Origin of the sequence: Saccharococcus thermophilus (assembly GCF_011761475.1) — a bacterium.
Classification (GTDB): Bacteria; Bacillota; Bacilli; order Bacillales; family Anoxybacillaceae; genus Saccharococcus; species Saccharococcus thermophilus.
The window spans coordinates 441,480-454,172 of record NZ_JAASRS010000001.1 but is presented as its reverse complement, the minus strand read 5'-3'; the positions used below and the strand labels follow the sequence as shown (position 1 = coordinate 454,172).

The window sequence follows — 12,693 nt, the reverse complement described above, 5'->3', positions numbered from 1 at the left end:
CTCCTCCTTACGCCTTGGACTCAAAGATCGAACGATTGGGCGGCGTTTCATATTCGTTCGCCTTATTGTAAGCAATCGGCTGGGCCGATGGCATCATGACATCGAGCATTGCGGTGACAAACTGCAAAGACTGCTCGAGCAGCTGCTTATTTAGCTCATTGACTTGCCTTAGTCGCGTAATCGCTTCGGCCAGCCGCCCGTGCCATTGGCGAAGTTGTTCCCGCTCCGTTTCGTCAGCCAGCTCCAAACAGCGCGTGATTGTCACCGTTTCGTTTGGAAATGTTTTTTTCAGCCAGCCGATGCGCTGTTCTTCCAATTGCCGAATGGCGAAAATGTGTTTTTGTTCATCCTTCATCAACGTCGACAATGCATCGATATCGTTCTTTTTCAACGCTTCCGTTTTCCGCTCGGCAAGCTTGTATAAACTTTCGTGCAACTTGGCATGCGCCTGCAAGATCGAAATAAGCTCCGCGAATTTCATCATCGTTCGCTCCATGTTTATTGGTTTCGATAATATCGAATCATGCTTTTGGCGATTGCTTTTGGATCAATCGTATACGTGCCGTTTTGTACTTGCTGCTTTAGCTTTTCCACTTTTTCCTGGCGCGCGCTTTCCCATTTAGCCGCTTCCTGCAGTTCTTTCGCCGCTTCGGAAATTTCGACTTGGTCTTTTTTATTTGCGGACGATGCTTGCTTTTCGAGCCTGTTATATTGCCGTTGATACGGATTGACGTTCATCGGGCCGACATGATGAATTTTCATTTCGTTCACCTCGCTTTTTCACTTAAACGTTCTACCTTTGCCTATTCTTTATATCGGAACGATATCGCGAATGTTTAGCGTCCTTCCCCTTTTTGTGTGTAATAAGTCTTGAATTTTAACCGCTCCCGCTGTTTTTCTTCTTCGGCCCGCTTCAACTCTGTTTGCAGCTTCGTTCGGCATTTCGGACAAAGTTGCCCTTCGCGGATCATTGCCCCGCATGATTCACAAGGATAACCGAGATTCGGAAAAAGAACGAGCTGGAGGCGCCCCATTCTAATCCACTTCGTGATCAGCGACTCGCTCACTCCCGTCGCTTCGACCACTTGTGCCATTGTCGCGGTGCGGTTTTCGCGTTTACGGAGAAACGAATATACTTTTTCAAACAATTTCTCTTCTTCCTTATAACACTGGTCACACACATCACGAATGGACGACTGCTTGACAAACAGCCGCCCGCATTTTGGGCAATTGGTCAGTTCTGCCACCGTGCTCTCCTCCCTATACGCCTTATGTGTAAATGTTAATGATCAGCCCCTGAATTTCCCCAACAAGCCGCAAGATGTCCAATCTTTTTTGTTCTTTTTGCAGCACCTCGTTCGTTAATTCAATTAATTTCCGATCTACTTCTTTGACAATTTTATAAATGCGCGCCCGTCCGCCGCGGCTGAATCCGCGCTGTTCCTCAAGCTGCAGCCCGTTTTGAACGGCGTCATCTAAAAATTGCTTCACAAGCCGTTTATATTTTTTCAAATCCTCGATCGTGCGCGATTCAGCCAGCTTTTTTCCCTGCTCTTCGATTTGCTGGACTTGTTGCCGCACGCGTTCCCAGACGATGTCGCTGCGGGTTTTTGCCATCACTTCGGTAAATGACACCGATTCCATCGCCGTTTCTTCTTTACGGCTGACGCTTGCTACGTTCGCCCTTGTTACTTTTTGCACTTCCATCACGATCCCCCCTTGTTACCACCATTATCGCACAACTACAAAAAAAGGGCGAGGCCTTGTGGACCCACCCCTTCATCAACGAGCGTATTAGCTTTTCAACAGTTGCAAAATTCCTTGCGGCAGCTGGTTTGATTGCGCTAGCATCGCTTGTGCTGCCTGGGTTAAGATGTTGTTTTTCGTAAACTCGGTCATCTCGAGCGCCATGTCGGTGTCACGAATGCGCGATTCCGCAGACGTTAAGTTTTCGTTTGCCGTTGTCAAGTTGTTGATCGTATGTTCGAGGCGGTTTTGGATGGCGCCTAGTTTTCCGCGTTCGGTAGAGACTAATCTGATTGCGTTGTCAATTACCGTAATTGCTCGACTTGCCGATTGAGCATCAGAAACGTTAATGACATACTCAATTTTATCTCTATTTTTAACAGTATTTGTAGAGTAATACGCAGTAATATTGCTGCCATCTGCCCCGGTATACGTATACGAACCGGAAGACTCGCTTGTAATTCCTAACGCTTTTGCTCTCATATCAGCAATACTAAACGACAAACTCTGGCCTTCATTTGCTCCAATTTGAACACTAATATCCGCGTTTAGAGCATCCTGTCCTTTTGCTTCACGTGTTGCCAATCCTAAGTCTGCATTGGCAGAGGTAATTTCAAACGTTTCATTTGCACCAGCAGAACCCGTTTCAAATACGAAATAGTTACCCGCTGCCTTTACAGTTATATCTGCTTCTCCATTATTGGTAGCATTATTAATCGCATTTTGAATCGTTAATGCCAACACATTGCGATCAGTATAAGTACCATCAGGAATTGTGACTGTATATGGATTGCCATTTAATTTAAAGGAAATTTGGTTGTTGGCATCCAGCCCCTTTATTTCTTGGGCGTTAATTAACCATAACGGAGCAGCAGCAGAACCTCTTACGTTTGTAATGGAACTATCCGAGCCAGCATCATTTGCTTGAAGCACAATTTTCCCATTATCGTTTAGTGCAGTAATGTTATAATTTCCAGAAGCTAGTTGATTGTTTATTTCCGCAACAATGTCATCTACTGTATTATATACCTTATTTGTAAGGGTAATGGTAACTGTACTGCTACTTCCACTAGCACCATCAGTAAAATCAAAAGTAAGAGTATTATTTTTTGGAATTCCGTCTACTTCTGTCGCTGTGCCAATTAATGTTCCTAACGCATTTCCTCCGTTAACTTTAACGTGACTACCATTACCAGCGCTAGATAAATCGGTAAACATTAGGTGGCCATTGGCATCAACACTTGCTGCTACCTTTCCATTTAAATTAGAATTTGCAATAGCATTGTTAATAACAGCCAGTAAGTCTGCTTGGCTTTGATTTGTCGACGCATTACCATTAAATGTTAATTTTGTCCCTCCTTGAGCCGTTATATCTAAAACAATTGTGCCAATGGTTCCGTCTCCCAATTCTAGAGTCAATTCATTATTTGAGCTATCAATAGTAATTGGTGAGGCCGCTAAAGCACTATCAGATAAATTGATACTACCCGTAACATATCCTGGTTTATCATCATGGATTTCAACAGCTTCCTCAATTGGTTTTCCAACTACTTTTGCGTTTGTTTCTGTACTTCGAATTTCAATATTTCCCGCAACAGGATCACTAATATACTTTGCAGGTAGCGCCTCCGTTTTATAAATACTGCCATCCAGCAAAGTTATTTTGTTAAATTCCGTACTATTTCCAATACGATTTAACTCATCTGCCAACTGATTGATTTCACTTTGAATATGTGTGCGGTCTTCGTCAGTGTTTGTATCATTCGCCGCTTGCACCGCCAACTCTCTCATGCGCTGCAAGATGCTGTGAACTTCGTTTAAAGCTCCTTCCGCCGTCTGAAGGAGGGAGATGGCGTCCATCGCATTGCGCTCGGCCATTTCCAGTCCGCGAATTTGTGAGCGCATTTTTTCCGAAATCGCGAGTCCCGCCGCATCGTCGGCCGCACGGTTAATGCGCAATCCAGATGATAGTTTTTCTAGGTTTTTGGAAAGGTTAGATTGGTTGGCTGCTAAGTTACGATACGCATTTAACGCTTCAATATTATGGTTAATTCTCATTTATATTTCTCTCCCTTTCTATTATTCTTCGTAAGCCGTAATGAATTGTTCATATGCCGACAATTTTTTCATCAATGGCGAAGAAGGCTGGGCAGAAGTTTGTTTTTTCATCGCGACATTCCAGGCTTCGGCGATTTCGGTTGCGATTTTTAATACCGTTTCCATGATCGCGATGTCTTTTTTGATGTTTGCTTCAATGAGTTGTTCCGCCATGTAGTTATATAGCGCGTCTAGCTGGTGAGCGATAATTCCCGCGTCGTATTTCAAGCCAACGCCAAGGCGGCGCAGAATGTCATTGCCCTTCTGCAATCGTTTATTCGCTTTTATATAATCTTTTTGTTTCGTGTAATGAATGGCCTCTTCTATACTTTCTATTAATCCTTCATATAAAAGCGCGGTTAATTGCTGCGAGGTTTTTTGATAGACCGCTTCTTCGGTAAGAAAATCCATCTTCCTTCCCACCTCTAATGTTCATCTACTTTACTTATCGACACATTTCTCGTGATGTTTAATAATTTTTTTCTATTTTTTCAATTAACACTAAAATCTCGGCAATGACCGCATATAATTGCGGCGGAATATGATCGCCTAAATCAATATCGAGTAACTGTTGGACGAGAGAAACATCTTCTTCGATCGGAATATCGTTTTGTTTTGCCAGTTCAATAATTTTTTCGGCGATGTAACCGTGCCCATGGGCGATTACTGTCGGGGCACGGTCTCCTTCCTCATAGCGGATAACTGCGGCCGATGGTCCGTTCCACTCTTTTTTCCGTTTTTGGTTAAAGTACATCATATCGTGATATCATATCCTTTCTCCGTCAATATCGGGTGCGTTTCCTTTACAATTGATTTTTCTTCTTTCTTTTCGGACAATGGCGCAAACTGAATGGATTGGACGTTATATCCGATTTCCTCCATATTTTGTTTGGCTGCTTCCAAAAGTGGAGATACTTTCTCAGAAAAATCGGGACGATCATTGCGGAGTGTAATTGATAAATTCCGTTCATTGGCAGTTAATAAAATGCCAATGTCGCCTAGCTTCCGTGTTTCTAATAGAAAATAGAGGCTGCAATTCTCCCAATCTATCCGTGTGCCGCTATTGCGGGCGTTGACGTAGATTTTCACGTCTTTTACTTGGTTCTGCAGTAAAATCGGAATCGTAAAAAACAGTGTCTGCATCGCATTGGCGCCGTCCCATTTGTTTAACAGCTGTTGTCCCGTTATGCTCATCGCTGCTTGTTCCGCTTGTTTCGCGGCAGGATTTCCTTCCGTCTGCGCCAACTTCAGCAGCCATTCTTTCGCCGTTTGCTCTGCCTCCCCCTGTTTTTCATCTTTAAACACAAGCGCGTTCGCTACATCTGATTCATATGTAAGCCCTAGGCGGCGAATCGTCTCCAATACGTGGCGGGCAGACGGCTCCGGATGGATCGTTTCACTCCATTTGTTCCAAAACGCATGTGCAGGATCATTCGACTTCATGCTTTCTTGGGAAACAAAATGTTTTATTTTCACATCGGATGGTTTAAATTGCAGTTGCGCAAGCATATTTTTCACTTCTTGCACCACTTTCCGCGCTTGTTCGTAGTCACCTTTATCAAGAAACTTCTTCGCTTCCGCAAGCTGCGAACTCGCTTGCAGCAGCCGCTTTTCTGTCACCATATCGGCAAACAGCATCATATCGCTTTTTAATATCGCCTGATCCAACATTTTAATTACCGACTCTACCAGCTGTTTCGCCTGCGGGCGGGCGGACTGGCGGTACTGTTCAATTAAATGGTCTACTGTATTCAAATTGCGCATCATATCCCGCTTCGCTCGTTGAAACTCGAGCGCCGCTTCCGCCATTCGTTTCGTGACCGTTTGCACCATGATATCTTTCGTGTTGAGTTGTATAGGCATCATTCCGTCGATGTCCATCGCTGGCACATCTTTTGGAAGCGCAGTTTCGATTTTCTCCAGCTCCATGACCACCGTTTGCCGCGCTTTCATTTCGCGTCCTTTCTCGGAAAGCTGTTCCGCTTCGGAAATCGCTCGCATCATGTTTTGCTTTTGATGATCTTCCCGCAGCTTTGGAACCACTTCTGTCTTTACAATCTCAAGCGCTTTTGTAACATCCGGTTCTCTCTGTATGGCCTTCAGAGCACGCCGAATCCAGTCGCGAAGCAAAGAAATTTCTTCTGTGTTATTCACCATTGGCGACTCTGTTGGCACTCGGTCTGAAAACGCCTCCGATGCGGCCATCGGTGCAGCGGATGTTGCTGAGACCGTCCTTGTGTCGGTGCTGCCTGTTTGCAAGGATAGTTGGAAATGATGCATCAACTGCGCCAAATCCTTTTCGAGCGAAGATAATGCTTGCATAAGCCGCAGGCGTGCCGATTGAGCCAATCCTAGTGTTTCCAACCGCAAAGCTTGGTCTAATGCCTGCACTACCTTTTCCCCCAGCTCAGCGGGAAGTTCCCGCGCCGCTGTACGTATGGCTTCCTGTACGTAGCGTACACTAGGTGCACTCTCCACCTGACGATGAATTTCTCGAATCTGGCTTAAGCTTGGAGATTCCACTGCTTCCGGATGCATGCCTCTTGTTACTTTTGCCGCTCCTATGGACAGCTCGTTTTCTATCTCAGTCAGCACCTGAACCAACTGATGTCGCCCTTCCGCACTGCGTTCGATGCTCTCCAACCGCTGCGCTTGATTCAATGTACGCAATACTCTCTCCCTCAACTCTAACGGAAGCTCTTGTACTGCCATGCGGATCGCTTCCTCCACACTCCGAACATTCACGGCATTCTCCACTTGACGACGGACAGACGAAACCAGTTCGATCCCATTGGACCGTTCGCCCACTGCTTCCTTTTCTGCCTGCCCGCTAGTACGCTCCACCTCTTGTCCTCTTTCTTGAAAAACAACCGCTTCGCGGGCAACACGATCTATCGTTGGATTCTTCGTTTCTGCCGCATATGGCTTTACTCGCTCCATATCGGCTTCCGCCTGAAACTCAACGCGCAAGTCGGCAAGGCGTTCTTGGCTTGCTATTGGCAAATGTAGTTGTTTTGCGATGTCTTCGAGCGCCGCACCGAGTGGTTTTCCATGCAGTGCTTCATGAATCGCGGTTAACTCTGGAAGGCGGATGGCAATTCGTTTATTTGCTGCCGCTTGAATCGTTTCTAGTTTTTGTTCTACGGTCCCCGTTCCTTTGTGGAAAAACGTCCGCAACGCTTCAAGCGCTTCTTCTGTGAGTGGAATGCTTTTTTCCGCTAGTATCGCTGCCGCTTGACGAAGCTCTGGCGTTTCTGGCTTTGGAGATGATGCGCTTGGTGGTTTCGCAACGATGCGCCCCTCTACCACGCCGTCTTGCACATGGTCGATTTCCAACATAATTTTTCCTTCGTTTGGGAGGCGTTGATCGACTCGTACATGTACTTCCATCCCACGCAGCTGCACGATCGCTTCTGTATCACTGATTTTCTCTTTTACCAGCGCTTCGTAAATATCTCCTTGTTTCAACACCGTCGGATTACTAGAGGAGAAAATGACTCCTTGGCTGCTTCCATACCCTTTAATCTCCATCACTTCTCACTCCGCTCTTCGTTTTTCTACTTTATATATCGGCGCGAATTGTCGATCTATCAATGGAACTTTCTTACTAATCACGCCCGAATTAACGTAAAAGAAGAGACGGAGCTGGCGCCATATTGGCGGAGCTGCGCTGCGGCGTGGTACACCGTGGAGCCGGTGGTGTAAATATCATCGATTAATACAATATCTTTTCCTTGGATGGCGGACGCATCTTTCACGCGAAACTGCGGGGCGCTCATTCTCTCCTTTTTTTGTTTTTTCGATTGTTGATGATGATCAAGTCTCTCTAACACGTTTTGCATGGGCAGCGGGAGAAGAGAGGCAAGCGCTTCGGCTTGGTTAAATCCCCTATCTCGCAAGCGGGCTTCGCTTAACGGAATGGGGACGATGAGGACATCGCGGGAAAAATGGCGGAAAAAGGCGGCGGGAAAAACCGAACGGAACGCTTCTACCATCGCGTAGTCGCCGCGGAATTTAAAGCGGGAAAACAATTCCTGCATCCATTCGTTGTATTGATAAACGGAGCGGTTTTTCTCCAATACGCCGCCAGTCTCCTGCCATCGTTGGCAGTCATCGCAAAGGCTGGTGGAATGCGGACGGCCGCATCGTTCGCAAATTGGCTCCTCAATGAGGGAGAAGCGGCCACGGCAGCGTGGACAAACGGGATCTACCTCATCCAATGTTAGCAACAGTCGAAAAGTAAACGGCGGGTCAAATGATTCATGACAAACCAGACACCTCATCGTCGGATCATCCCCCTTTCCGCCGCTTCTTTATTCATTCTCTCAATGTGCCGTTTCGCCGCAACCATCTCCCGCGTCTTTCCGTAATGGAAAAAGCGGATGTCACCGCTCGGATGCTGGGCGCTCCTCCCGACGCGGCCCGCGATTTGCACGAGCGCGCTTTCCGTAAAAATACGGTCTTCAGCGCCAAGCACGGCGACATCGATGTTCGGCACGGTCACGCCGCGCTCTAAAATCGTCGTCGTGACTAAAAGCGGAAGTCGTCCGTCGCGAAACGCCTGCACTTTTTCGGCGCGCTGTGGATCTTCGGCGTGCACGCCTTCTATCCGTTCATCTAGCTGCTTGAATATACGTACGACTGGATCGATAACTTCAATATGGGGAATAAAGAAAAACGCTTGTTTGCCTGCTTCGATGCGGGATTGGACCCAGGCGAGGACATTGCGGGGAAGGCGCCTTCGCTTTAGCTGTTTGCGCCAGTTGCCGCACCATTCGAAAGCGGGAACGGGGAGCGGAAAGCCGTGATAGCGGGCGGGAATCGTCACCGCTTGGCGTTTGCCATGGCGGACGTCCCGCTGCCAGGAGCGCTTCGGAGTCGCGGTTAAATAGATAAGGCTGGACGTTTCTTTGCGCGCCTTGGCGACGGCGTATTCGAGCATTGGTTCGACAGAATACGGAAACGCATCGACTTCATCAATGACCATCACATCAAAAGCGCGGGAAAACCGGAGCAGCTGATGGGTGGTGGAAATAACAAACGGGGCGAATTTGCCGCGGTCGTCGCTGCCGCCGTATAAGGCGATCAATGGGACGCTTGGAAACGCTTGTTTCAAACGCGGAGCCAGCTCGCGGACGACATCGGTTCTCGGTGTGGCAATGCATACGCGTTTCCCGATCTCGAGCGCCCGCGCGATTCCTTGGAACAATACTTCCGTCTTGCCCGCACCGCAAACTGCCCAAACGAGCAATTCGCCATTTCCCATGATCGCCTTTTCCACCGCTTCCGCCGCCCGCTTTTGCCCTGGCGAAAGCGTCCCGCTCCAGGCAAGCGGATTCGGATAAGACACAGACGGAAAACGAACACGGGAAGTGACAAGCGGCGTGCATTCACTGACGCGCCCCATTGTAATGCATTTGCGGCAATACGTGCACATCGCCTGGCAGCGGGCGCAAGGGAACGTTGCGAAAAAATGCGGGTCTTCGTTGCCGCACCGCGCGCAGCGCCATCCATGCTTGGTTTTCGTCAGTCCTTTTTCATAGGAAAGGTAGCCATGTTCATGATGCGCTTGAATGAGATCACTTGGAAAGGGAATTTCTTGCGGGAGAAGCTGTTTTCCGTCTAAAAAAGAGAGAAGTTCGCTGGAGTAGGAAAAATCGGTGTGGAATAAAGCGGAAGAGGAAGCATCAAGATGGGCGGTCGGTTTTGCCTCATGACCATGATAATGGGGGTGTGCCTTGGGAACACCTTTTTTGCCACTCGGCATACGCATTGGATCCCTCCTTGTCTAGCTGGGCATTCCCATGCCCACGGCACGGGAATGCGCCATTACGGCTGGTACCATGTTAATCCTAACGCGCCTTCGCCAAGATGGGTGCCGATCACTGGACCGAAGTAGCTCACCATCCATTCGACATGGGGATACTTGCTTGCTAGCTCCTGTTTCCATTGCTCGGCTTCATCAGGACGGTTGGCGTGAATGATCGCCGCTTTGAGCGGCACTCCTTTGGCAGCGTCTTCGGCAAACAGCTCTTCAATGCGTTTCACTGCTTTTTTGCGCGTGCGAATTTTTTCGAACGGAACGATCACTTTGTTTTCAAAGCAAAGCAGCGGTTTAATTTGCAGGAGTCCACCGATAAACGCCTGCGCACCCGTCAGCCTGCCGCCGCGCTGCAGATGGGATAAATCGTCAACCATAAAATACGCGCGCAGCGTTTTTTTCACTTCATCGAGCCGTGCGATAATTTCCTCGGGCGTCTTTCCATCGAGCGCCATTTTCGCTGCTTCGATCGTGTAAAAGCCTTGGGCCATGCAGCTGATTTCGGAATCGTAGGCATACACCTTCAAACCTTCGACCATATTTCCCGCCGTCAGCGCGCCTTGATACGTGCCGCTAATACCGCTGGAGAGATGAATGCTGATTACCGCGTCATACCCTTCATCGCGCAACGCTGTAAACAGTTCGACAAACTCGCCGACAGGAGGCTGGGACGTGGTCGGCAGCTCTTTTTGCCGCCTTACCTCTTCGTAAAACTGCTCGGCCGTCATATCGATTTCCTCGCGGTACGTCTCGCCGCCAAACGTTACGCTCAGCGGAATCATATGAATCTTGAATCTATCGCGCACTTCTTTCGGGATATATGCGGTGCTATCGGTGACAACGGCTGTTTTCATCCATTTCCTACCTTCCTCGTCCATCATAGTCTTTAATGCCTATTATATCGAAAAATGGAACGAATTTCATTATCATCTATCGATAAAAATGGACAATCTTTGCTGCATGTTTACCCATTTCGACGAACGCAAGCAGCGAAAAAGACACGATGTTTACGCATTAACGAACTTCGACCCATCCGTTTTTGATCGCCACAACGACTGCTTGCGTACGATCGTTTACATTTAGTTTTTGCAAAATGCTGCTTACATGGTTTTTCACCGTTTTCTCGCTAATGTATAGCGCTTCACCGATTCCACGGTTGCTTTTTCCGTCTGCGAGCAGCTGCAGTACTTCGCACTCGCGGCGCGTTAGCAGATGGAGCGGTCGGCGCACTTCCTGCTTCCCAACTTTGCTTTCTCCTTTTCCGGATGCGAGACGGCGGTATTCACGAATCAAATTATGGGTCACTTTCGGATGTAAGTACGAGCCGCCTTCTGCGACAATTTTCACCGCTTCAATCAACGTGTCGGCATCCATCTCTTTTAATAAATAGCCCGTGGCACCGGTTTGCAACGCGCGCATGACATAATTTTCATCATCATGAATGGAAAGAACGACGACTTTTGTATCAGGATATGCTTCAATCAGCTGTTTCGTCGCCTCGACTCCGTTCGTATTTGGCATGTTAATGTCCATTAGGACGATGTCCGGCCGATGCTGTTCGACAATGGAAAGTGCTTCACATCCATCCGCGCCTTCGGCAACGACTTCAAATTCTTCTTCAAATTCTAAAATGCGTTTAATCCCTTCACGGAATAGTTGATGATCATCAATGATCGCGATGCGAGTTTTCATTCATGCCTCTCCTCCCTTTTTTGGTCATGTACATGCACGTTCAATGGAATGCGGATGAAAACCGTCGTGCCAAATCCGACTTTGGAACGAATCGTTAACGTTCCTTCGAGCAATTCGACGCGTTCTTTCATGCCAATCAGTCCAAAGGCGTTCTCTTTTTTTACGGTGGTGTCAAATCCCTTGCCATCATCTTTTACCATAACGAGCAGCTGATTGTTGTTGGTCTCCACCTTTACCTCAATGTTTGTCGCTTCCGCATGTTTGAGGGCATTTTGCACTGATTCTTGAACGAGGCGAAATACCGCCACTTCCATGCGGGACGGCAGTCTCATTTCTTCGCCGATGTATGTGAAGGAAACAGTAACCCCTTTATTATACTCTTCGATCGTTTGTAGGTATTTTTTTAGTGTAGGCACTAAACCTAAATCGTCAAGAGCCATTGGTCTTAAATCATAAATAATCCTGCGCACTTCATAAAGGGCGGAACGAACCATTTTTTTAAAATCGCGAATTTCGGCAATCGCGGCATCGATGCCGCGGTCTTTTAACACTTTTTCCACTAAATCGGAACGGATAATGACATGCGCCAGCGTCTGCGCGGGACCGTCATGAATCTCGCGCGATAACCGCCTTCTTTCCTCTTCTTGTGCCTCAATGATTTTAAGGCCAAACTCCTGTTTTTGTTTCGCTCCTTGAATAAACTCGCCAACTTGGCGGAAATCGCTGTTTAAATAATGAAGCACAACGGTAATTTGTCCGACTAAATGCTCGGCACGTTCAATGATCGCTTTCAATCCTGCTAAGCGCCGCTCAAGCTCATCTCGCCGCAATCGCAGCTGCTTTTCCCGCTCGCGAACCATCGCCAGCTCCATGTGCAATGCATGCGCCTCTTCGTATGCCTTGCGAATTTCTTCCTCGGAGTGGGAAGAAAAATTTTGGCTCACCTCGGAAAGACGACGGCGGGAAAAGCGCGCTTTTACTTCGAGCTTGTCCGCTTCTTCTATCGTCTGCTGGGTCAGCCGTTTAATTTCCATTAGTTCTTGCAGCAACTTTTCGTGTTCCTGACGCGATTGTTCGCCGATTTGGAAAATTTCATCCTTGCTATGTTGAACGGTGTCGATCATTTTTTCGACAATTTTATCTAATTCTGTCGCATCTAGCTTTTTGCTTACAGACATATCAATCCCCCGTAAATGCCTCGTTCTGGCGTCGCCCAGTTTTATGTATCCGCGCCAAAAAAATTTATTTGAAGGAAAAATGTTGTCGATTTATAATAAGAAAAGCATCCACTATTTTTATGGATATAGATATAAATCTATAAAATTAGTATAACATGT

13 protein-coding genes are annotated in these 12,693 nt (G+C 47.5%); all 13 read right to left on the bottom strand.

All coding sequences use genetic code 11. The features are described 5' to 3' along the window. Positions 1-7: 7 nt before the first annotated feature. A complete protein-coding gene (locus tag BDD39_RS02475; protein WP_243845969.1) occupies positions 8-484 on the bottom strand; it encodes a flagellar protein FlgN in 477 nt (158 codons plus the stop codon). 14 nt (positions 485-498) lie between these two features. Continuing rightward, complete coding sequence (gene flgM, locus BDD39_RS02470; RefSeq protein WP_166907838.1) at positions 499-762, bottom strand: flagellar biosynthesis anti-sigma factor FlgM; 264 nt, start codon at positions 760-762, stop codon at positions 499-501. A 74-nt stretch (positions 763-836) separates the two neighbouring features. Then, the gene (locus BDD39_RS02465; RefSeq protein ID WP_166907836.1) at positions 837-1,247 is read right to left on the bottom strand and encodes a TIGR03826 family flagellar region protein; all 411 of its coding nucleotides are present in this window, start codon (positions 1,245-1,247) and stop codon (positions 837-839) included. A 22-nt stretch (positions 1,248-1,269) separates the two neighbouring features. Further along, the gene (locus BDD39_RS02460; protein WP_166907834.1) at positions 1,270-1,707 is read right to left on the bottom strand and encodes a YaaR family protein; all 438 of its coding nucleotides are present in this window, start codon (positions 1,705-1,707) and stop codon (positions 1,270-1,272) included. An 87-nt stretch (positions 1,708-1,794) separates the two neighbouring features. Further along, positions 1,795-3,804: a flagellin N-terminal helical domain-containing protein gene (locus tag BDD39_RS16260; protein WP_243845968.1), complete on the bottom strand. Its 2,010-nt coding sequence runs from the start codon at positions 3,802-3,804 to the stop codon at positions 1,795-1,797. A 21-nt stretch (positions 3,805-3,825) separates the two neighbouring features. Beyond that, on the bottom strand, positions 3,826-4,254 hold the full coding sequence (gene fliS, locus BDD39_RS02445; RefSeq protein WP_166907832.1) for a flagellar export chaperone FliS: 429 nt from the start codon (positions 4,252-4,254) through the stop codon (positions 3,826-3,828). Positions 4,255-4,312: 58 nt separating this feature from the next. Beyond that, positions 4,313-4,600 carry an EscU/YscU/HrcU family type III secretion system export apparatus switch protein gene (locus tag BDD39_RS02440; RefSeq protein ID WP_166907830.1) on the bottom strand — a complete coding sequence of 96 codons (288 nt, stop codon included), beginning with the start codon at positions 4,598-4,600 and terminating at the stop codon, positions 4,313-4,315. Beyond that, a complete protein-coding gene (locus BDD39_RS02435) occupies positions 4,597-7,374 on the bottom strand; it encodes a hypothetical protein (protein WP_166907828.1) in 2,778 nt (925 codons plus the stop codon). Before BDD39_RS02435 ends, BDD39_RS02440 begins: the two co-directional genes overlap by 4 nt. An 80-nt stretch (positions 7,375-7,454) precedes the next feature. Continuing rightward, entirely contained in the window at positions 7,455-8,126 is a 672-nt protein-coding gene (locus BDD39_RS02430; RefSeq protein WP_166907826.1) for a ComF family protein, read from the bottom strand. After that, the gene (locus tag BDD39_RS02425; RefSeq protein ID WP_380630382.1) at positions 8,123-9,610 is read right to left on the bottom strand and encodes an ATP-dependent helicase ComFA; all 1,488 of its coding nucleotides are present in this window, start codon (positions 9,608-9,610) and stop codon (positions 8,123-8,125) included. Before BDD39_RS02425 ends, BDD39_RS02430 begins: the two co-directional genes overlap by 4 nt. Before the next feature lie 62 nt (positions 9,611-9,672). Then, the gene (locus tag BDD39_RS02420) at positions 9,673-10,518 is read right to left on the bottom strand and encodes a DegV family protein (RefSeq protein WP_166907822.1); all 846 of its coding nucleotides are present in this window, start codon (positions 10,516-10,518) and stop codon (positions 9,673-9,675) included. A 160-nt stretch (positions 10,519-10,678) separates the two neighbouring features. Next, a complete protein-coding gene (locus BDD39_RS02415; RefSeq protein ID WP_166907819.1) occupies positions 10,679-11,356 on the bottom strand; it encodes a response regulator in 678 nt (225 codons plus the stop codon). Continuing rightward, the gene (locus BDD39_RS02410; protein WP_166907817.1) at positions 11,353-12,534 is read right to left on the bottom strand and encodes a sensor histidine kinase; all 1,182 of its coding nucleotides are present in this window, start codon (positions 12,532-12,534) and stop codon (positions 11,353-11,355) included. Before BDD39_RS02410 ends, BDD39_RS02415 begins: the two co-directional genes overlap by 4 nt. Between the last annotated feature and the right edge of the window lie 159 nt (positions 12,535-12,693).

Excerpts from the sequence above, each read along its gene's own strand:
- BDD39_RS02475 (WP_243845969.1), bottom strand. The coding sequence starts at position 484 with ATGATGAAATTCGCGGAGCTTATTTCGATCTTGCAGGCGCATGCCAAG.
- flgM (WP_166907838.1), bottom strand. The coding sequence starts at position 762 with ATGAAAATTCATCATGTCGGCCCGATGAACGTCAATCCGTATCAACGG.
- BDD39_RS02460 (WP_166907834.1), bottom strand. The coding sequence starts at position 1,707 with ATGGAAGTGCAAAAAGTAACAAGGGCGAACGTAGCAAGCGTCAGCCGT.
- BDD39_RS16260 (WP_243845968.1), bottom strand. The coding sequence starts at position 3,804 with ATGAGAATTAACCATAATATTGAAGCGTTAAATGCGTATCGTAACTTA.
- fliS (WP_166907832.1), bottom strand. The coding sequence starts at position 4,254 with ATGGATTTTCTTACCGAAGAAGCGGTCTATCAAAAAACCTCGCAGCAA.
- BDD39_RS02440 (WP_166907830.1), bottom strand. The coding sequence starts at position 4,600 with ATGATGTACTTTAACCAAAAACGGAAAAAAGAGTGGAACGGACCATCG.
- BDD39_RS02435 (WP_166907828.1), bottom strand. The coding sequence starts at position 7,374 with ATGGAGATTAAAGGGTATGGAAGCAGCCAAGGAGTCATTTTCTCCTCT.
- BDD39_RS02430 (WP_166907826.1), bottom strand. The coding sequence starts at position 8,126 with ATGAGGTGTCTGGTTTGTCATGAATCATTTGACCCGCCGTTTACTTTT.
- BDD39_RS02425 (WP_380630382.1), bottom strand. The coding sequence starts at position 9,610 with ATGCCGAGTGGCAAAAAAGGTGTTCCCAAGGCACACCCCCATTATCAT.
- BDD39_RS02420 (WP_166907822.1), bottom strand. The coding sequence starts at position 10,518 with ATGAAAACAGCCGTTGTCACCGATAGCACCGCATATATCCCGAAAGAA.
- BDD39_RS02415 (WP_166907819.1), bottom strand. The coding sequence starts at position 11,356 with ATGAAAACTCGCATCGCGATCATTGATGATCATCAACTATTCCGTGAA.
- BDD39_RS02410 (WP_166907817.1), bottom strand. The coding sequence starts at position 12,534 with ATGTCTGTAAGCAAAAAGCTAGATGCGACAGAATTAGATAAAATTGTC.